Raw genomic sequence first — 20236 nt, 5'->3', positions numbered from 1 at the left:
TAGGCGGTATGCGCTACGGAGGGGAGGCGGGTTGTCGGGCGAGCTTCGAGTCAAGGTCGATCGCTTGCGCGAGGCGGCACAGTTTGCCGCTGACCGAGCGTCCACTATCCGGGCTGAGTTGACGAAGCTCGATGACACGATCGGCAAGAACCTGCTCGTCGACGGCTGGCAAGGCCGTGCGGCCAGCGCATACGACGAGTCGTGGGTGGAGTGGAAACACGGTGCGGAAACGATCATCGCCGCACTGGAGGAATCGTCGGTCAACCTCGCCGAGGCGGCTAACCGCTACGAGTCGCGCGACTCCACCAACCGCGATGTCATCACCGGGTTGAGAGGGCTGGATCTGCCGTGACTAGCGATGACAGTTACCGGGTCGACCTCGACCAGCTCGATGCCGCGATCGAGACGATGGCTACGTTCGGCCGCACCGTCGAGGACTGGTTGGGCGAGGTCGACCGCCACATCGCCGATCTGCACCTCACCTGGTCAAGCACCGCGGCCACCGCCCAGCAGGTCGCCCACGAGAAGTGGACTTCAGGGGTAACCGAGATGCGTGAGAACCTCGATGAGCTTCGCGAGGTCGCGCGCAAGGCACACGGAAACTACAGTGCCGCAATCGAAACCAACACGAAGATGTGGCCATAAATGGCGCCAGTAGTGGTCGACCCACAGGGATTCGCCAAGGCCGCAACCGAATACGAGCGCGTGCACAACACGCTCACCTTCGACATCGGCACACTGACCAAGAACCTGGCCAAAGGTGGCGGTAGCGCGGGGTCGGACAACGCCGGGCACAAGTGGACCAACGACTACGACCCCGCAGCCTGGAATACCGTTGACGCGCTCGGGGATCTAGCGCTCGCGGTCGGTCAAATGCATGACTTGCTGCAGTTCACCTCCGTCAACCACACCAACGCGAACTCCCAATCCGCGCCCGAACCGAACCCGAACGACCTGGTCTTCCCGCCCGGCACGCTCAAGGTCTACCAACCCCCGGAACCGCCTGCCGCCTACGGGGGTAGCGATCCCGAGCCGACCGGCTGGGACTTGGTCAAAGGTGCGGTCGAGGGTGAACTGTGGCCCAACGGTCACCCCGACAAGCTGCGCCAGCTGGGCGCGTCGTGGCGCGACATGGCCAACGGCCTGCGCTTCATCGTCGGCATGCTGGCCGCGCCACGAAGTTTGATCGAGGCCCAGCAAAGCCCCGAAACACCCCAGGCGCTCGAACAGGCCGACATCGTCAAAGCCGAGTTCGAGTCCTCGCCGGCGTGTGCGACGAACTCGGCACAACCTGTGCCTCCTACGCCGACTCGATCGAACAGACCAAGAACGCCGTCAAACGAGCCCTGATCGAGCTACTCGCACTCGTCGCGGTCGACCAGGCATTCGGCTGGATCGCCGCACCATTCACCGGCGGCGGATCCGCGCTGGCCGCCCAAGGCGGTATGGCGGTCGCGATCTCCATCTACGGCGCACGCATCGCCACGACCATCCGCGCCCTCATCGGGTTCGCCGAGGTCGCGCGCGTGCCGGTCGCGGTGTCACAGGCGATCGCCCGCGGCAGCGAAGCGCTGATTCCGCTGCTGCGTGCCCGCCCGGCCCTGGCTGGCGCCGACGGGGCGGTCGCGCCTGGACCGTTTACGTCGTGGGCGAGGCTGCGCCGTCCGGGGTTGTGGGTGGAGACGAGACAAAAGATCATCGACAACACCGACAAGTGGCGAAGACCTGGTGACACCACCGAGGATTTCTATACCGTCAAGTCCGAGCCCGACATCAAGGTGCCGATCGAGAAGAACTACGACAACCACCCCGAGATCACCCAGCTTCCCAAAGACCCGAAAGGGCAGTACTACCTCGACGAAGCCAACCAGGTCCGCTACCCGGTCAAACCCAGCTGGGACTTCGGCCACAACAGCGGATACGAGAACCGCAAGCTCATCGGCGAAGCCCAAGACAACGGCTGGACACAGGAACAGTTGACCAAGCAGGTCAATGACCATCCCGAGTGGTTCCACGTCGAGGACATGACCGGAAACCGAAGCGGCCGAAGGGAACAGAAGTAGCGATGACCCAACGAGACGAATGGGGCCGCACCCCACTGCACTACGCCGCCCTCAAAGGTGACCTCGACGCCATCGAGCGCCTCCTCGCCACCGAAGATGTCAACGTCCGCGACAACGACGACTGGACCCCGCTGCACTTCGCCGCACAAGAAGCCCAACCCCAGGCGGTCGAACGCCTTCTCGACGCCGGAGCAGACATCGACGCACTGACCGAGAAAGGCATGCCCGCGATCTACTGGGCGGCCACAGCCAACGGTGGCGACCCCGTGGCCACCATCCGGGCCCTGCGTGCACGGGGCGCCGACCCTCGGCGGGAAACGATCAAAACCTACTTCGGCCTCAAGAGCCCGCTGCACTTCATCAAGGAAACCACCAACAAACCCCACATCCGAGCCGAGTTCGCGGACCTGATCGATGAGTGAGTACGTCGATGTCGACGCCGCCCTCGCCGAAATCAAAACCAAGACCCTGAAGGTCCAGAAAGCCTTGGCTAGCATCCGCGGAACCGGCACCGCAGGAAACGGCACCATCACCGCGATCGTCGACTCAGCAGGCCATCTCCGCGACCTGAAACTGTCCCCGGACGCCCTGCGATTCGGCAGCCGACTCCCAGGCATGATCGTCCAGGCAACAGCCGCAGCCGAAAAGGACGCCGCCGCAAAAGCCAACGCCGCGATGCGCCCACTTACCAGCGATCATCGTGTCGAGGCTGGAATGCAAACCATCCGAGAAACACTCGGACAAGCCCCACCTCCATCTCCTCGACCTATGACCGATGAGGAGATCCAAGCCGCCGACGACGCCTACTTCGAACAGCGGAACCAACACGGCTGGACTGGTTGAATCCACCAGGCACAGTGCGGCTTGGCCCACTGTGCTGCCGCGACTTGATCGACGAACATCCTCAATTGCCGCAGCGTGCCCGATCAGTCCGGTTTAAGCCGCGAACTCACCGGCGCGGGTGCCTTCCAAAAACGACTCCCACTCGCGAAGAGTGAAGCGAAGCCTCGTCCCTTTGGAGGCCACGGTCACGCCGAACACATCGAGTTCGATCGTAGGCAGGCCGGGCTGAGCCTTAGCCGCATCAAGCCCGTTTGCGACGCTGAGGAAGGCGCCCCAGCCTGTGGCATCAATGGCGATGATCGGCTGGTACGCCGGATCATTGGAGGGGTTGCGCAGATATTTGCTATCTCGCATGAGCACGCTGTCACCAGCGAATCGGATCTCAACGCAGTTGGCAGCTTCCTTCGAGAAGCTCGACTTGAACCAGGTGCCGGTGTTGCTCATGTCTTCGATGCTAGCTCTCTGACCGTCCGGTCGATGAAGGCAAGAGACTCTTCCCTGCTGGGCACCGCAGCGAGCACATTGTTGTAGACAAAGCTTAAATTGCGGACCTGAACCGGATCCTCGACCACTTGACCGAACAGGGCATTCTCATACCATGCGACCGTCGGCAGTCGCGAACTCTCGAAGTCAATCAGGTAAACGTTGCCGCTCAGTGCTATGCACTCCGGCTCGCTCAACGGAATGACGCGAACGTCGATCGTCTCGGAGAACTGCTCGATCAGCGATTGGATATGCCTGAGCTGAGCGAGTTGCACCTGTGGTCCCCACGGACTCTGAAGGAGAACAGCCTCGGTCAGCATCGCAGTTAGGTGCAGCGGTTGCGGCCCAGTCAGCCGCTCCTGTCGCATCAGCCGCGCTTCGATGTACTGATCAGCTTCAACCGTCGAACGCACACCATATGGCGATCTCATCAGCGCACGCATGTAATCAGGCGCCTGCAGCATGGCGGGGACCAGAACTGCTTCGTGGACTCGAAGGCTGTGCGCTCCGTGCTCCAGCCCATACAGGCGCATCAGCTCGTCACCGAACAAAGCCGAGTAGGGAGCCCACCTTCCCGGCTCCTTCGCAGCGGCACGAAGATCCCTCAGCTCCGATCGGTCGGCATCTGAGAATTCCAGGTGATCGAGCAGCTGTTCCAGCTTCTCCTCCGTGAACACGCTCCGTCCAGTCATGACATGAGACCAGTACGCAGGCGTGAAGCCCACAACTTTGCAGAGCGCCGGAACCTTGATCCCGAGCAGTTCCAGCTGTTGACGAAGTCGGATCGCCAGTTCCCAGCGTGCGACCGTCGGCGAGTTCGGAATCAACATCGATCCTCCTTACACGCGAGTACGGGGCGACCTTGAGGTTATCAGCGCTACCGCTAATGCAATCTAGTATTTAGTAGCAGTTGTGCAAACTGGTATACGATACTAACCTGACTGTGTCAGCCATCACACCGATGGAAGGTCTTCCAGCTGGCTCTTTCCAGCGGGATAGAGGAAGCAATGTCGGTACATGTAGTGGACCGCGCGTTGATCGTCTGCGATCGCAGCTCCCACCATGCAAAGTCGGTCGGCCAAGGGGGCTGGGTCGTGAGTTTCCTGCCCGGCCGCACGCTTACGACGGTGCAGGCGACGGCGGCGATCCAGGTCGCGGAGGCAGCCGCAGAAGTCGAGAACCTTGCAATGCTCATCGGCCTTACCGCGCGAGAGGCATTTGGGTTGGCGTGTGCGATGCGCTCTGACACCCGTCCGCCGGTGGTGGGTGAAACCAGTTCGTCGTCGCCGTGCGGCCGGACGCGCTTACCCCGAGACCGCTCCCTCACATCCGCCGTGGAGGTGGCTGGTGATCGGTGAAATATACGGGTATATGCAGCTGCCGCTGGTCGGATCCCAACGCGCCGAGGTAGAAGCCCAGATGGAAGCGCTCGCCGCAGAGTGTGGCGGCAGGCTCGCCGGTCGGGTGTTCTGCGAAGCTGGTTCACCGGCCGCCGTTTTGTGGTCGTTGCTGGTCGCTCTGGATGAGTGTTCGGGTGGCCGGATCATGGAGCCACTGCACGAACTCGCGGCCCGAAACGGGATCGATCTGGCCCGTTTGGTTGCTTCCCCGCCGCCGACACCGGCGTTTATGGCGATGTTGAATGCGTTGTCGCGGTGGGGTGGCGAGTATGTGATTGCACCAGGCCCGGCCCATTTCGATGGTCTCGGCGCACCGAGAAATGTTGTACTGGAACGTATCTCGCAAGCCAGTCGATCGGTGTCGGTGGAGTATGTGCATCCGGTCTCGATGCCGCGTGCGGTGCGGCTGGACCGGGGCGAGGATCGTCTCGCCGAGGACGACGAGGGATGGGATGACGACCGCCCGGTGGGGCTGGGTGTTGAACAGGTCGACGCCTACGGTTTGGCAGTCGAGGTCATCGGGCTCAGTTCTCACCGGCACCTGTCCCGAGCCGGGCTTTGTGATCTGGTCGACCAGGTAGAGGCGTTACTCCGCGAAGTTGTCAGCGCGGCAATCCGTTTCACCGCACGTGCGAATCAGGCACCGGGTGCGAACCAGCTGACCGTGCGCTGGCTGCGCTATCCGGATCGGTTTTTGGTGATGTTCGAGGAGACCCGCGAACACGCCCACGAACCGATCAGTGTCGCACTGCAAGCGCTGTGCGATCAGTATCGCGCCAGTGTCGGCCGCGACCGGCGCGAAGGTGGAGGCACGGTGACCTGGTTCGAGCTGCCTTTGCCGCTGTACCGCTCCTACGGCAAAGAAACCCGGTCGCCATTCACGGGCCGGGCTTCTGGGGGACGGTCATGACCGTGCACGCGTATGCGATTGTGCGCCTGGATTATTCGGGTTCACAGGCCGATGCTCATGTTGCCGGTCTCGAAGCGCTCGCCGCCAGTCGCGGGGTCGAGTTGGCTGCTGGCGGAGTTCTTCTGGCGCAGTCGGATTCGAGCTTCTGCCAGTTGCTCGCCGGTTTGGATTTCGAGGCCGTCGATGTCGTGATGGTGCCTTCGGCCGCCCAGATCAAGGGTTGGCTGGGTGTGTTGCGGTGCAGCGCTGAGGTGTGGACAGCCATCCCCCGGCAGTGCTGGCCGCGGTGCGGCGCAATCCCCAGTCAAGACTGTCGAATCCGTTCCCAGACCGATGTAGCCGGAACGGGTGTGGTCGCGATGTCGCAGTGTCATCTGACTGTCTGTTTCTACGGCGGACCGGTGCTGCATTTCTGCGGCGAGGAATGCGCCGCCCTCGCGTTCGCCCGCGCCGCTTACATCCAACATTCGGCCATGGTCACGATCGACCACAACCTCACCCCGGGGTTGAAACCCTTTCCCTGCCAACGGTTGTGGATGCCTTAGGTAACTACACCAGAAAGCGCGGTGCCCCATGCCTTTCGTGGAACTGACCGACCCGTCGAATCCGGCCCCCTCTACCCTGTGGGCGCAACTGGCTACTACCGCGACGCTGCCCATGCAACGCAACCCGGTCTCCGAAGCGGTGGAAGCAGCGTCCTGGTTCTGCAAACACTGGAACGTCCACCAAGACGCGCCATTGATCAAGAACACCATGCGGCTGATCGTCACCGAGGTCGTAAACCGCTGCTGGTTCGAGCACCAACCCTGGCTGCGCGCACAAGCGATCAACGTCCGGATCCGCTGGAGCGACATCAACACCCTGGTCATCGAGGCCTGGGACACACCACCCGATCAACCCCTCCACGACGCACCTTGCCTGCGATATCGGCTGTTCCAGACAACACGACTACGGGTCGGCCATGGCTAGCCAACGTCGAAACGGTCACCCGGCTCGTGCGCTCCGGCCAGCGCAAGACACCTCATCAACTCACCCGACAAGCGCACACCTTTGAGAGGAAACCCCGATGATGCTCGAAACCACACCGCTCGCCAGTCAACAACCCGCAGCACCGGATCGACCAGACCCCAGCAAGAGTCTGGTGATTCTGGACACCGACATCGGTTACGACCCAGACGATTTCGTCGCCTTGGCGATAGCGGCGCGCACAGTAGATGATCTCGCCGTCATCACCGCTGACGAGACACAGGGGCGTCGCGCACGACTGGCTCGGTGCGCACTCGATGCGCTGGACCGCCACGACGTCCCCGTCATCACCGGCATAGACCTGGGCGGCAATCACCGATTCGTGATGCACGACCACCCGTGCCCACCACCCCGCCGACCCGACGACGCCGTCAATATCGTCGACGAGCTCCTCGACGCGGTAGCCGGAGTGTGTGAGAGAACGAGCGGGCCGATCGTGTGGGTCGGGATGGGACCGATGACCAACCTCGCTCTGGTCTTGTGCAGCTTCCCTGATCTGGCCGATCGCCTGTCGGTGGTCCAGATGGGGGGTTGGCTAGATCACTACCGCGATAAAACCCGCGCCTCGCACAATCTGCATACCGATACCTCCTCGGCAGGACTGGCCCTGCGCGCGATCCGGAGTCCGCGACTGGTGCTGTCGGACTTCACCAACTCCCCCCACATCGACATCACCACCGACTCAGCGTTGGTACGCCACTTACGATCCACGACCGCCACCGCATGGCAGCGCCTGCTCGCGGCGAACTTCCAGGCATGGTTCACCCGCCGCAGCGGCAGCTGGATGCACGACCCCCTCACCCTCAGCGCTGCACTCGATCGGCGTTTCGTCGCCTTCCGCACTGAACGGATACGGATCGCACGCGACGCCCGCCTCTACCGCGACCCCCACGGCCGCCCACTCGACGTCGCTTGCGCGGTCGACTACCCGGAGTTCCTGGCATGGATGCACGAAACCCTGCTCCGATGAACCACCACCGCCCCGATCTCAGGAGGTCCGCTGTGGACCCCATTCCCGGCAAAGACCTGCTGCTGGCGGCATGTCGCGGGATGCCGATGCTCGACCCGACCCACCCGATGCTCGATGCCGCCGCCGAACTGGCGAAGGTCCACGAATGCCTCGAGATCACCGCGGACTGCGACGGCGGGAAGTTGGTGCTACGACGCATCGAGTTAATCCGCGAGATCGACGAATGGATCGCCAACACGGCACCACCACCGTCTCGCGACGCCACCCTGCACACCGAAACCGTTGGCCGAGTCGTCGATCGACTCGCCCGGCTCACCCGCCAGACCTACGTGGCCCTCGCTCACGCCCCCGACAACGTCTACCAGGACTCCTGGGCACGGCTGTGCGATCTCGCTTCCGCCTACCAAGCCCTCGTGGATGAACTCCACCACGGCACCCGCCGCCTACCAGGCTTCTTCCTGCACCTCTGGTAACCGTCCTCCACAGGGCTTGAACGGGCGGCATCACCCACAACCCCCGACCCGGAACCCACCGCAGTCACCGAAGGGACAGCAGTCATGCCAACCGTAATGCTCGACCACCCAGGCTGGTTCCACGCCCCCGACGGACGCACCCACCGTCTCGTCACCGACGACAGCCACAAGCTCTCGCTCGTGACTGCCGAACACCTCGCTCAGGGACTGTTCATCGACTGCTCACCCCTCGGCCCGGTCGGGGCACGCACCGAAGTCGGCTACTTCGATCCAGGCACACTGGCAGGCCCGCTCACCCTGACCGCACCGCTTCGCGCCCTCGGTCCGGTCTCCCGGCTGGCCAACCTCTGGCTCTGGGACGCCCTCGGCACCGCCATCCTCGGACAACTCGCGACACCCAAACAGGTTCGACACCTCTACACCCGACTGTGCCACGCCTACGGGCGGCTGGTCCGAACCCATGTCGGTGACGTGTGGCTGTTCCCCCGCCCAGAAGTACTAGTCGGGTTGGGATTGGAAGACCTCATCGACCTGCAACTACGCGCGAAACAACCGACTCTGCAACTCGCCGCCATCGCCTACCTCCGCCACGGCGAGGGATGGAGCCGATTACTGAGCTCCAATTCGAAACCCACCGACCTGACCGAGGCCATCGCGGCGGTCCTGCCCCAGCTCGACCGCACGACGATCCGTCGCGCGGTCGCCGACCACAGCAACGACTTCACGATCTATCCGGTCGACTCCCTGCTGCGGTCGAGCGTGTGCCGACTGTCCGCACGCCACTCCTGGCCCGTCGACGACGCCGAATTTCACACCGAATGGCAGGCCGTGACCGGTGATCAGCAATCGACGTGGACTGTGCTGACCCTGACCACGGGAACCGGCAGCTATACGACCGCGTCATCGCCCAGATGAGCCCAGCTACTCCGGTTCATGCTCTCCCAGTGCTCCGCCGGGTGGGCGCTGCTGTACCTGAACGGGGTCGTGCCCTACAACCGCTACCTCGGTGCAGGCACGACCCCGCTCAGTCCATCGCTGGCTGGCAGCACTAACGCGGTGCAGTTGGAGTATCACTGCCCAGCCCGATCATCGAACGGCTCTCCTTTCAGGTCGCTGACTCGTTGACGCTCACCTGCTCACGCGGCCAGGGTGGGAGGGGTATGTGGATAGCGTGGCAGCCCTGCCACGGGCGTGGCACGGCGATCGGTGGCGGTGTCGGCGGCGGTAGGTGATCTGAAGATCAGAACGTCCTCGTGGGCGATGAGGTGCACTGGCAGCCCGGCCGCGCGTTGTTTGACGACGAAGTCGCGTTGAAAAAATGAGCTACGGGCGACGATGTCATTCTCGGCGAGGCGGCCGAGCAGCGCGACGCAGCGTTCGACCGGGATGAGTCCGGCCACGGTGGCGCAGGTGATGATGTGGGCGGGCAGGTCGATGAGCTCGGCGTGCTGCCGCCAGGGCCTTGCGGTGACGACGACATATCCACCCGGTCGCAGCACAGGAGCGGTGGCGGTCAGGATTCGGGTGAATCCGCTCAACAACCGGCCCAGGCCGAGGTTGGCGAGGTTGCCGCGGTCCAGTACCGCACCGTAGCGATGGTTGCTTTTGCGGACACCTTCACCGGGGGCCATAGTGACGTGTCCGTGAGTGGAGTCTCCGTAAGGCGGTGAGGTGATCACAAGGTCGACCATGCCGTGATATTCAGCAGGGAGCACACTGCTCAGTCGTCGTGCGTCGCCGGTGAACACTGCGGCATCGTGCTCGATGCCTGCCTCGCGGGCCACACCCACGTTGGTGCGTGCGATCTCGGCCCATCGGGGTTCGTACTCGACGCCGACCGCTCGCCGGCCCGAGTGCAGTGCCTCCACGAGAGTGGTCCCTATTCCACACATCGGGTCCAGGACGAGGTCGCCGGGCTGGGTGTAGGCGGCGATGGCGTGGGCGGCGATGGCGGGCAGCATTTTCGCCGGGTGCGCGGTGCCTTCGGGGCTGTAGCGGCCGCTGCGTTGTTTGGCTGGTGAGGATTGCGCGGTCGCCCACACCGATACTGGCAGCGCGGGTGGGGGTGAGTCGAGGTGGGTGGCGGGTGTGGCGGTCACGGTGGTCCTTCTTCCTGTGCCGGGTTCGCGGTGTCGGGGGTCAGTAGTGGTCACGGCCGAGGTCGGCATGGTTTGGGTTCTGGTAGGGGGTGGTGGTCGTTGGGTTGCACGAACACCAGGACGTCGGTATGGACGCGGCGGTGGGCGCGCCGGAGTGTGAATTCGGCACTGGGGGTGGTGGGGCCGGTGGCGATCGCGTCGCCCCGGATCGCGACGGCGACGACGTGCTGGAGGTAGAGCAGGTCGGCGGCCTGGGCGTCGGCGACGATCGCCGCGGTGGGATCGTTGAGGACACCGTGGGTCCAGTCGCAGCAGGTGAGCACGACCAGCACCCCACCGGCCCGTAACCGGGTCGCGGCGAAGGCGAGCAGGTCCGCACCCGAGGACAAGTCGTGGTGGCCGGGGATCTGGATGGTGATGATCAGATCGGCGCTACCAGGCGCGAAGCTGATTCGGCCCTCCGCCCCGAGTTCGAGGATCTGGACCGTTCGCCCGGACCCCTGAACCTCGGCGAGGGCGGTCGTGATGTCGGGGTCATCACGGCCTGTGTCCTCATGCGGAAGCCGGGGCCACTGCCAAAGCAAGACTTGGTCACTCGAGGTGCTGAACTCGGTGATTACTCGGGTGATGATCGGGGTCGGCCACGCGCTGACGGGGTGGATCGGCTCGGTACCACAGGCCCAGATCGTGGACGGGATGGCTTTGTGCGGTCGCGGGTCGTCCCGGTCGGTGGTGCTGTGAGGTGATCGGCGGCGAGGGTGCTGCTGGGCTGGCATAAGAATCGCCTCTCGATGGGAGTGAATGGCTTATACCTGTCCACTCCGTGCACGATCTCTTCTTTCAACACCGGCATACGGATTTGTCAAATAACCCTCGAACTCAAATAAAATTCGCACGCCCACCGAGCGCCTGAAGAACAGTCACCGAGTTGATGACCCAAAAAAATATTCTCTGAGTTATCCGTAGGATTTCGGTCAGGGATCGGCGAGGTGCTCAGCCCGCCACCGCAACGCCACCAACCTGCCACCGCCCAGCTCAGCGGCCTGACTTCCCGTGGTCTTCCAGAGGATTCGCAGCGAAGTTCGGTCTGATCGAGGGTGACCCGCGCCGGTGCCCGGAAGTCGTTTGGAAGTCGTGCGGAAGTCATTTGGTGGCGTTTTGGTGGCGGTGGTTCTTTTTCCTTGACTCAACGCATTTATCGCGTCGAGCAAAGGAGTCCGACAATGATCGATTCGAATATTATGAAGCGCCGCCGTGACGGGTCCTCACCGTTGGATGTGGTGCGATCGAGTTACGGCCGATTGGCCCGCGAGGTGATCGCGCTCCCGCCGGAGATCGTCAGCGGGCTGGGAACCCACGAGCTCGCGGTAGGTCGGTTGCTCGACCTGCTGCTCGATCCCGGGGTACCGATCGCGACCGTCGATGCGGTGTGGGTGTGGCTGGTGCGACGTTCCCGCACACACGGCGGCGACGCGACGATGGTGTGCGCGGGGATGGCTCTGCCGGTACTGGCCGCGACGTCGGCGCGGCTCTCATACCGATGGGCCGGTGATCTCGCCGATATCGAAGCTGCGGTGTTGTGCGGGTTTCTTGCCGAACTCGCTCGCATCGATCTCACACGGCCGTGGGTGTTGCACCGGTTGCGGTGGGCGGCCTACCGCAGCGGCTACGCCTGCATGCGCGAACGCCAGAACGCCCCCGTCCCGAGTACCTGGGTCGATGCCCCCGAAAACGACGATCCCACACAACGAACGCATCGGCCGATGCGTTCACCGCACGGGCACCCCGACCTCGTCCTGGCCCACGCTGTCGAGGCCGGAGTTATCACCAGCGCGCAAGCGCAGCTGATCGCCTCGACCCGGTTGGAGCGGCACTCGCTGACGGTGCTCGCCGCCGAGCGGGGCGTGTCCTACAAGGCCCTGCACCAGGTTCGACGACGCGCCGAACACAAGCTGGCCGCCTACCTGCGCGAGCGCATGCGCGATCGGGATCCGGGCGCGACCAGCGAGATCGCTGCCCGCGCGGTGGGCTCACCGGCGCCGACGCAAGCACCGAAGGACCGGCCTCACCGTCCTGACCGCGGGGACTCAGGCGTTGCACCGATTGCGCGGCTGGTGTCGAAACCTGACCCGCGATCGGGAGTGCAGGTGTGCAGGGACACCCCAGCCCCCGCCCACCCGAGTCCGGAGGTACGTCGATGCGCATAAACCCTTTCTCCTTGTTGGCGTACCCGAGCGCACGGGCGCGTCGTGTCGCGCTGGTCGCGATCGGACTCACGGTCATCGGGGTTTCGGTCGCCGGTTCGGCAGCGGCACAACCGGTCTCGGTTCTGGCCGTCGCGGGCTCGTTCGAGGAGGTTCTCGACAACCTGCGCAACTGGATCGTCGGGATCCTCGCCACCCTGGCCACGGTGTGCCTCACCGTGGGTGGTGCCCGGTATCTGATCTGCTCCGGCGATCCCGGCGAGGTCGAAAAAGCCAAATCCGCACTACGCGCGGCGATGATCGGCTACTGCCTGGCACTGCTCGCGCCGGTCATCGTGAGCGTCCTGAAATCGATCGTCGGTGGTTGACGATGACACCGACACCACACTCAGCCGACCTACCAGCAATCCACCCACCACGGTCGGCGAGGCCCCGCCGAAGGCGTGGACTGCTGTGCGCGCTGGCGCTGCTCGCCGCACTGCTGGGATCCGGAACTCCTTCGACCGCTGTCGCTGACCCGGCCCTGCCACCAGCTCCACCCGCCTCGGCTCAACCGTCCCCGCCACTATCACCGACTCGGTGGCAGACACCACCCCCGGCCCCGACACCGGTCCTACCGTCACCGGCCCCACCGGCCACCAGTCCGGCACCGTCTGACCCGACTGGTACCGGGGCGGAGGATCCCGACTGCGGGATCCGCCATATCAGTGGCTGTGTCGCCAAAGCTATCGACGGCTTCTTCCAACGCGTGGTCGACTCCGCGTTGAACCCGTTGCTGGAGTTGTTATCCCACACCCTGCTGAGCACGCCGGATCCGGGATCACTGCCCCGCGTCGGCGAGCTGTGGAGTTCCTCGTGGCAGATGGTGCTGGCCTGCTACGGGCTGATCGTGGTCGCCGCCGGGGTCCTGGTCATGACCTACGAGATGCTGCAAACCCGGTGGACGGTGCGCGAACTCGTGCCCCGGTTGGTGACCGGGTTCGTGGCCGGTGCGATGAGCATGCTGATCGCGACCCAAGCCATCAGGTGGGCCAACGCCCTAGCCACCGCTATCGGTGGAGACGCACTGGATCCGAACTCCGCGGCAGCCGCACTCACAGAGCTGACGGCCACGAGCCCGGGTTCAGGCCTGTTCGCGATCCTGCTGCTCAATGTTCTGACCGTCACGATCACGGTGCTGTTGATCACCTATGTCGTGCGGGTCGCCATCACCATCGTGTTGATCGTGGCCGCTCCGCTGGCGTTGATGTGCCACGGGCTACCGCACACCGAGCCGATCGCCCGCTGGTGGTGGCGCGCGTTCGGGGCGTGCCTGGCGATCCAGGTCGTGCAATCACTGGTCCTGGTCACCGCGCTGCGGGTGTTCCTGTCCCCGGGCGGGTTCGTATTCTTCGCACCCACCCAGACCGGGATCGTGAACATCCTCGTCGCGCTGGCATTGATGACGATCTTGGTCAAGATCCCCTTCTGGCTGCTCTCGGCACTCAAGATCGGCCCCGGCCACTCGATGGCCGGATCCCTGATCAAAGGCTTCATCGCCTACAAAACCTTCGGGCTGATCAAAGGCCACAGCTCAGGGCCGACCCCGCGCCGTGCGCCACCGCGACCGCCATCGGGTATGCGCAGCAGCGGCACGGCTAGTGGCGAGACGGACCCATATACGCGGGTCCGGGCTACTCGTGACGGGCAGCTGATGCTGCCGCTGCCTGGTGTTCGCCGAGCCAAGTCGGCCCGGTCCCAGCAACCGCATACCGTGCCCGCCGCAGCATCGCCCAGTCAGCAACGGGGGCAACCGAATCAGCGGCGAGGCCGTCAGCTGAGTTTGCCGCTCTGGGCTCCCGAGCCGACACCACCGGTGGGTCGCGACGGTCAGTACCGGCTGCCGATCACCGTGGCCCGCGTCCCGGCCGTGCGCCGAGCCACACCGCCGAGTCCTGCGGCGCCGAGTCACCGCGGTCAGCTCGCGTTCGATTTCGACCCCGACCCGTTCAAAGGCAACCGTGCTCTGCGCAGCGGCCAGTACCCGCTGCCACTCGAGGTCCGCCGAGAGTCCGCCACCACACCGCCGACACGTAGTGCGCCACCACCGCGTGGTGCGTCCCTGCCCGCCTCAACGCCACCATCGCCGCCGCCCGCAGCGCGCCCGCCGGGACGGCAACTGCGGCTCCCCTTACCGAACCTGCCCGCCACGTCCCGTACCCGTCGTTCTGGAGGTCCGAAGAAATGACTACTCCGATCCGTATCCCCGCTGATGTCGAGCGCGCCGACCGCCTCGTCGGCCCGTTCACCGCCCGCCAGCTCCTGATCCTCGCCGCCACCGCCGTGCTGGGCTATCTCGGGTGGATTCTCACCCGCACGCTGATCGCACCCCCGGTGTTCCTTGCCGCCGTCCTCCCGCTCGGTGTCGCGGCCACGGTCATGGTCCTGACCACCCGTGACGGCCTGGCCGCCGACCAGCTGCTGGTCGCCGCGATCCGCCAACGCCTGCAACCACGCACCCGAGTCCTCGCCCCTGAAGGCATCGGTGCGCCTCCGCGCTGGCTGACCAAATACGCCATCGACTCCAGTGAAGTCGTTACCGCGCAGCCGCTTTCGGCTGCCGATCTTCATCTGCCCGAGGCAGTTACCCCTGCGGGCAGCGATCAGGTCGGTGTCATCGATCTCGGGCGTGACGGGCTCGCGGTGATCGCGGCGGCCGGAACCGTCAACCTCGGATTACGCACCCCCGCCGAGCAAGAAGGTCTCGTCGACGGACTCGGCCGATATCTGCACGCACTCTCCGGGCACGGGGTGCAGATCCTGATCCGCACCGCACGCTTGGACCTGCACTCCCGCATCACCGAGTTGCACGCCGCGACCGAGGCGATGTCACCGGATCTGGCGGCGGCTGCGGTGGATCACGCCGAACATCTGAGAGCACTCGAGACCGAGAGTGACGTGTTGTGCCGCCAGGTGCTGCTGGTGTTCCGTGAACCTTTGGACCTGTCCACGATTCCGGTGGCCGGGTTGGGCGGGCCATCAATCGGGGCAGTGTTCGGGTGGGTGTTGGGCGGGTCTCGGCGCGCTCGCCACCAGCAGCTGTCCGCGACCGTGCGCCGCGCGGCGGAATCACGGTTACTGCGACGCCTCGGTGAAGCGCGCGAGCTCCTCGCTGCCGCGGAGATCACCGTCACCGCCCTCGATGACACCCAAGCCACCGCGATCCTCACCGATGCGGCCAACCCGGGCAGCCTCGTGCCCACCTCGCCCGACGTCGCGTCACGGGCAGCGGTCATCACCACCGGCGACTCCGAGTTCACCGCTACCGAACTCGCCGGCCTGCCCGTCGAGGACGACCCGGCGAGCACGGCGGCGCGAGGCCGCCGCGGCCGGTCATGGCGGCGCGCCGGTCATCACAGTGCCGGTGAGCAGTTCGCGCCCGAGTCACTGACGATCGGTACCCGCCATCTCGAAGTCGGGAACGACCACCTCGCCACCCTCGCCGTCACCGGGTATCCACGGGAGGTCCATCCCGGCTGGCTGGCACCACTGCTGACCCACCCGGGCCGTATCGAACTCGCCTTGCACATCGAGCCCGTCGACCCGGTCACCGCCGCAGCACGGTTACGACGCCAACTCGGGCGTCTAGAGGCCGCGCGGATGCACAATGCCGAGCACGGCCGCCTGGCCGACCCGCAGGTCGAGGTCGCGGCCGAAGACGCCCACGACCTCTCGGCCCGCGTCGCGCGCGGTGAAGGGCGGTTGTTCCGCGTCGGTGTCTACCTGACCGTGCACGCGGATTCGGCTGCCGAACTCACCGAAGAGGTCGCCGCGGTGCGGGCACTGGCAGCAAGCCTGCTCATCAACACCAGTCCGGTGAGCTACCGCAGCGTCCAAGGCTGGGTCGCCACCCTCCCCTTGGGCTTGGACCTGGTGAAACTACGCCGCACCTTCGACACCGCCGCACTGGCCGCAGCGTTCCCGTTCAGCAGCCCGCAACTGCCCGCCACCGACCCGGTCACCGTCACCACCCCGATCGGTGTGCTCTACGGCCACGACGCGGGCTCAGGTTTGTTGTTCTGGGATCGCTTCGCTACCGGCGTCGACAACCACAACGCGGTTGTACTCGGCCGCTCCGGGTCGGGTAAAAGCTATTTCCTCAAGACCGAGATCCTGCGCTCGCTCTACCGCGGTATCGAGATCATCTGCATCGACCCTGAGGACGAGTACCGGCGCATGGCCGAGGCGGTCGGGGGCACCTATATCCGCCTCGGCGCGCAGGGGGTCCGCCTCAACCCCTTCGACCTGGAAGTCCACACCCGCCCCGACGGACGCCGCGCCGCCCCCGCCGATGGGTTGAACCGACGCAAACTGTTCCTGCACACCGTCCTTCGCGTCCTACTCGGGGAACCAACACCCGCGCAGCGAGCGGTCTTGGATGCCGCGATCACCGCCGCCTACACCAGCGTCGGGATCACCGACGACCCCACCACCTGGACCACACCGGCCCCGACCATGCGGATCCTGCGCAAGCAGCTCCTCGATTGTGGAGCCGGAGTCGGGGTCGACCTCGCCGCCGCCCTGCAGCCCTATGTCGGTGACGGAGCGTTCGCTGGGCTGCTCGACGGTCCGACCACCACGGTGGCGGACGGGGCGATGATCGTGTTCAGCTTGCGTGAGCTGCCCGAGGAGCTCAAGACCATCGGCACCATGCTCGCCCTGGACGCGACCTGGCGGCGAGTGTCCAACCCCGGCACGCGACGCCCCCGCCTGGTCAACGTGGACGAGGCCTGGATCCTGATGCGCCAGCCCGCCGGAGCGGAGTTCCTTCTTAAGGCCGCCAAGGCATTTCGCAAACTGTGGGCCGGACTGACGATCGCGACCCAGGACTGCGCCGACGTCCTGGGCAGTGATCTGGGTAAGGCGATCGTGGCGAACTCCGCCACCCAGATTCTGTTGCGCCAAGCCCCGCAAGCCATCGACGACATCACCACGGCGTTCGCGATCTCCGACGGCGAACGCCGCTTCTTGCTCGCCGCCGCACGCGGACACGGCCTGCTCTCCACCGGAGCACACCGGGCTGTGTTCGCCGCGACCGCCTCCGCGGCGGAGCACGACCTCATCACCACCGACCCCGGCGAGCTCACCGGCACTGACGAGGACGCGAATGTCTGCATCGGCGCCTGCGAGGAGTCTCTCGATGCGGTCACCGACACCGACGGCGGCGATATCGATGATGGCGATTCCTACATCGACCTGCAGGACGCGGCATGAACATCGTTGCCGCACCGGCGATCCCGCTACACCGGGCGTGGCTACCCGACCTGCTCCGCGACCCCGGGACACACAATCCGGTCTCGAGTTTCGGCGAGCACGTGCGCCACCTTCTGATTCCGGCGGGGATCACGGTGTCCGCGGTAGTGGGAGTGCTCGCGACGATCGGTGTGCTCGCGGTCCGGCGACGGCGACGCCGGCGGGCCGCGGCCGACGCCCGCGAGGTCACTGTCCTCGCCCCACCCTCCGTCGACCCGGGCGCAGCGGCAGGGTTGTGGGCGCACCTGATCGGGGTGACCCGTCCGGCGTGGAAGCGGACGGTGTTCGGGCAGCCGCATCTGGGGTTCGAGTACCGCATCACCCCGGCGGCCGGAGTCGCGATCACGATCTGGGTACCCGCCGCCATCGCTCCGGGCCTGATCGAACGCGCCGTGGAATCTGCCTGGCCCGGTGCCCGCACCCGCACCCTCGAGCACGCGAGTCCACCATTGCCGCAACCGGAGACCAGGCATCGGCGGCTGCTCGTCGGTGGTGAGCTGCGCCTGGGGCGGGCCGAGACGCTGCCGATTCTGCTGGACTATCGGGGCAACGATCCGATCCGCGATCTGATCGCCGCCGCATCCAACCTCGACGCCGATCAAGCGGCGTGTGTACAGATCCTGGCTCGCCCCGCCACCGGCCGCCGGGTCCGCCGCACCACTGGTGGGGCCGGAGGTCGGTGGTATCTCGCGGTAGTCGCCGATCTGCTGGACCTGATCACTCCCGGCCCGGTGCACACCACTCGCTCGTCGGCCTCTAGCCGAGTCACTTCTCCCGACCGGCAAACCGCGATGGAGTACACGACCCAATCGCGGGCGGCGGCCACCAAAGCCCGTGGGGCGCACTGGGCGACTGTGATCCGCTACGCGGTCAGCACAGACGTTTCCGTCGATGCCGAGCCCGAGGTGGTCCGGGCGGCGCGTGCCGTCACCCGGGGACGTGCGCACACCCTGGCGGCGGTGTTCGCCGCGTGCACCGATCACAACTACTACCGCCGTCACCGCCGCTGGTTTCTCGATACCGCGTTGCGGGATAGGCGTTTGGGGCGTGGGGATCTGCTCTCGGTGCCCGAGCTGGCCGGGATCGCCCACTTGCCGCTGGATTCCGATATCCCCGGCGTCGCACGTGCCGGAGCTCGCGCTGTGGCACCCGCACCCGACGTCGCTACTGGTGGGCCTCACACCAAAGCCCTCGGCGTCAGTGACGCCGGGAGTGGGCGGGCGGTGGCGGTGAAGGTCATCGACGCCCGCCATCACCTGCACGTCCTGGGCGCGACCGGTGTAGGGAAGTCGACGCTGTTGGGGCGGATGATCCTCGATGATGCCGACGCCGGACGCGGGGTGGTCGTCGTCGATCCCAAAGGCGACCTCGTCACCGATGTCCTCGACCGGCTCCCGCGGCGCCACGGGGACAAGGTCGTGATCTTCGATGCCGACTCCCGAGCTCGGCCGCCGTGCCTGAATCCGCTCGATGCCGACCGCGCCGATATCGACCGCACCGTCGACAACCTCGTCACCGTGTTTCGCCGTATCTACGCCCAGTACTGGGGTCCACGCACCGACGACGTCCTGCGTGCGAGCCTGCTCACCTTGTGCGGCCAGCCCGGCATCGCGACCCTGGCCGATCTGCCGCGCTTGCTGATCGAGCCCGCCTACCGGGCCAGAGTCACCGCCTCGGTGACCGATCCGGTGCTGCGCGGGTTCTGGGACACCTACGAAGAGCTCTCCGGCGGGGGCCGCAACCAAGTCATCGGGCCACTGTTGAACAAGTTGCGGGCCTTCTTGTTACGGCCGTTCGTGAAAGCCGCCATCGCCGCAGGCCCGTCCACCGTCGACCTCGCCGACGTTCTCGACCACGGCGGAATCTGCCTGGCGCGCCTGCCCAAAGGATCGTTGGGTGAGGAGACGACGCGGTTGGTCGGGTCGTTGATCGTGGCCCGCACCTGGCAGGCCACCACCGCCCGAGCCAGTACCCCCGCCACTGCCCGCCGGGACGCCGCTTTGGTGCTGGATGAAGCACACAACTTCCTCAACCTCTCCACCCCGGTCGAGGACATGCTCGCCGAAGCGCGCGGGCTCAAGTTGTCGCTCGTGCTGGCCCACCAGAACCTCGGCCAGCTGCCCCGGGAGCTACGCGAGGCGATCTCGGCGAATGCCCGCAACAAGATCACCTTCACCTGCGCGCCCGAAGACGCCCGCGAACTGGCACGCCACACCGCCCCGTTCCTGTCCGAGCACGACCTCACCCACCTCGACGCCTACCACGCCGCCGCCCGGCTGCTCGTCAACGGACAACAAACCCCACCATTCACCCTCACCACCACCGCCCTGCCCACACCAATTCCCGGCCGTGCCCGCGAGATCCGCGCCATCGCCCACACCCGCCACACCGCTGCGCCCACCCCCGGACCCGAGCGGTCCAGCGCTGCGGAGCCGTCGCTGCGCGACCCGCGCCTGTCCTGAACCTCACCGCG

General features: G+C 65.6%; 21 protein-coding genes. 17 read left to right on the top strand and 4 right to left on the bottom strand.

The features are described 5' to 3' along the window. Positions 1-31 precede the first annotated feature (31 nt). Genes OG203_RS31135 through OG203_RS31110 form a run of 6 tightly spaced genes read left to right on the top strand, consistent with a single transcriptional unit; the run spans position 32 to position 2906 of the window. On the top strand, positions 32-352 hold the full coding sequence (locus OG203_RS31135; RefSeq protein WP_405160795.1) for a WXG100 family type VII secretion target: 321 nt from the start codon (positions 32-34) through the stop codon (positions 350-352). Next, on the top strand, positions 349-645 hold the full coding sequence (locus OG203_RS31130; protein ID WP_405160794.1) for a WXG100 family type VII secretion target: 297 nt from the start codon (positions 349-351) through the stop codon (positions 643-645). Before OG203_RS31135 ends, OG203_RS31130 begins: the two co-directional genes overlap by 4 nt. Then, positions 646-1350: a hypothetical protein gene (locus tag OG203_RS31125; protein ID WP_405160793.1), complete on the top strand. Its 705-nt coding sequence runs from the start codon at positions 646-648 to the stop codon at positions 1348-1350. Next, positions 1269-2063 (top strand): GH-E family nuclease, encoded by a 795-nt coding sequence (locus OG203_RS31120; RefSeq protein WP_405160792.1) that lies wholly within the window; start codon positions 1269-1271, stop codon positions 2061-2063. Before OG203_RS31125 ends, OG203_RS31120 begins: the two co-directional genes overlap by 82 nt. Positions 2064-2065: 2 nt before the next feature. After that, entirely contained in the window at positions 2066-2485 is a 420-nt protein-coding gene (locus tag OG203_RS31115; protein ID WP_405160791.1) for an ankyrin repeat domain-containing protein, read from the top strand. Beyond that, positions 2478-2906: a YbaB/EbfC family nucleoid-associated protein gene (locus tag OG203_RS31110; protein ID WP_405160790.1), complete on the top strand. Its 429-nt coding sequence runs from the start codon at positions 2478-2480 to the stop codon at positions 2904-2906. Before OG203_RS31115 ends, OG203_RS31110 begins: the two co-directional genes overlap by 8 nt. Positions 2907-2999: 93 nt before the next feature. On the opposite strand, the gene OG203_RS31105 is transcribed toward OG203_RS31110, so the two are convergent. Further along, a complete protein-coding gene (locus OG203_RS31105) occupies positions 3000-3350 on the bottom strand; it encodes a DUF397 domain-containing protein (protein ID WP_405160789.1) in 351 nt (116 codons plus the stop codon). After that, positions 3347-4219, bottom strand: coding sequence for a helix-turn-helix domain-containing protein (locus tag OG203_RS31100; RefSeq protein ID WP_405160788.1), 873 nt, complete (start codon positions 4217-4219; stop codon positions 3347-3349). The genes OG203_RS31105 and OG203_RS31100 overlap by 4 nt, the downstream gene beginning before the upstream one ends. 541 nt (positions 4220-4760) lie before the next feature. Between OG203_RS31100 and OG203_RS31095 the strand changes: the two genes are divergently transcribed. The 6 genes from OG203_RS31095 to OG203_RS31070 all read left to right on the top strand — a co-directional run bounded on the left by OG203_RS31095 (position 4761) and on the right by OG203_RS31070 (position 9083). After that, complete coding sequence (locus OG203_RS31095; protein ID WP_405160787.1) at positions 4761-5699, top strand: hypothetical protein; 939 nt, start codon at positions 4761-4763, stop codon at positions 5697-5699. Next, positions 5696-6244 (top strand): hypothetical protein, encoded by a 549-nt coding sequence (locus tag OG203_RS31090; protein ID WP_405160786.1) that lies wholly within the window; start codon positions 5696-5698, stop codon positions 6242-6244. Before OG203_RS31095 ends, OG203_RS31090 begins: the two co-directional genes overlap by 4 nt. 28 nt (positions 6245-6272) lie before the next feature. After that, positions 6273-6668: a hypothetical protein gene (locus tag OG203_RS31085; RefSeq protein ID WP_405160785.1), complete on the top strand. Its 396-nt coding sequence runs from the start codon at positions 6273-6275 to the stop codon at positions 6666-6668. Between the two features lie 97 nt (positions 6669-6765). Then, positions 6766-7695, top strand: a complete 930-nt coding sequence (locus tag OG203_RS31080; protein WP_405160784.1) for a nucleoside hydrolase — start codon at positions 6766-6768, stop codon at positions 7693-7695. A 32-nt stretch (positions 7696-7727) separates the two neighbouring features. Next, a complete protein-coding gene (locus OG203_RS31075; RefSeq protein ID WP_405160783.1) occupies positions 7728-8168 on the top strand; it encodes a DUF4254 domain-containing protein in 441 nt (146 codons plus the stop codon). An 84-nt stretch (positions 8169-8252) separates the two neighbouring features. Then, positions 8253-9083, top strand: a complete 831-nt coding sequence (locus tag OG203_RS31070; protein WP_405160782.1) for a hypothetical protein — start codon at positions 8253-8255, stop codon at positions 9081-9083. A 221-nt stretch (positions 9084-9304) separates the two neighbouring features. Here OG203_RS31070 and OG203_RS31065 read toward each other — a convergent pair whose 3' ends face one another. Beyond that, positions 9305-10267 (bottom strand): TRM11 family SAM-dependent methyltransferase, encoded by a 963-nt coding sequence (locus OG203_RS31065; RefSeq protein WP_405160781.1) that lies wholly within the window; start codon positions 10265-10267, stop codon positions 9305-9307. A 50-nt stretch (positions 10268-10317) separates the two neighbouring features. After that, the gene (locus OG203_RS31060) at positions 10318-11043 is read right to left on the bottom strand and encodes a hypothetical protein (RefSeq protein WP_405160780.1); all 726 of its coding nucleotides are present in this window, start codon (positions 11041-11043) and stop codon (positions 10318-10320) included. A gap of 447 nt (positions 11044-11490) precedes the next feature. On the opposite strand from OG203_RS31060, the gene OG203_RS31055 reads away from it, so the two are divergent. The 5 genes from OG203_RS31055 (at position 11491) to OG203_RS31035 (ending at position 20225) form a co-directional block, all read left to right on the top strand. Beyond that, positions 11491-12474 carry a hypothetical protein gene (locus OG203_RS31055; protein ID WP_405160779.1) on the top strand — a complete coding sequence of 328 codons (984 nt, stop codon included), beginning with the start codon at positions 11491-11493 and terminating at the stop codon, positions 12472-12474. Further along, positions 12465-12839: a pilin gene (locus OG203_RS31050; RefSeq protein WP_405160778.1), complete on the top strand. Its 375-nt coding sequence runs from the start codon at positions 12465-12467 to the stop codon at positions 12837-12839. The genes OG203_RS31055 and OG203_RS31050 overlap by 10 nt, the downstream gene beginning before the upstream one ends. Before the next feature lie 380 nt (positions 12840-13219). After that, positions 13220-14698: a hypothetical protein gene (locus tag OG203_RS31045; protein ID WP_405160777.1), complete on the top strand. Its 1479-nt coding sequence runs from the start codon at positions 13220-13222 to the stop codon at positions 14696-14698. Continuing rightward, complete coding sequence (locus OG203_RS31040) at positions 14695-17724, top strand: PrgI family mobile element protein (protein ID WP_405160776.1); 3030 nt, start codon at positions 14695-14697, stop codon at positions 17722-17724. Before OG203_RS31045 ends, OG203_RS31040 begins: the two co-directional genes overlap by 4 nt. Then, a complete protein-coding gene (locus OG203_RS31035; protein ID WP_405160775.1) occupies positions 17721-20225 on the top strand; it encodes a type IV secretory system conjugative DNA transfer family protein in 2505 nt (834 codons plus the stop codon). The genes OG203_RS31040 and OG203_RS31035 overlap by 4 nt, the downstream gene beginning before the upstream one ends. The last annotated feature ends 11 nt before the right edge of the window (positions 20226-20236 follow it).

Origin of the sequence: Nocardia sp. NBC_01499 (assembly GCF_045040275.1) — a bacterium.
Classification (GTDB): Bacteria; Actinomycetota; Actinomycetes; order Mycobacteriales; family Mycobacteriaceae; genus Nocardia.
The sequence above is the reverse complement of the archived record's forward strand: the minus strand, read 5'-3'. Positions and strand labels throughout refer to the sequence as shown.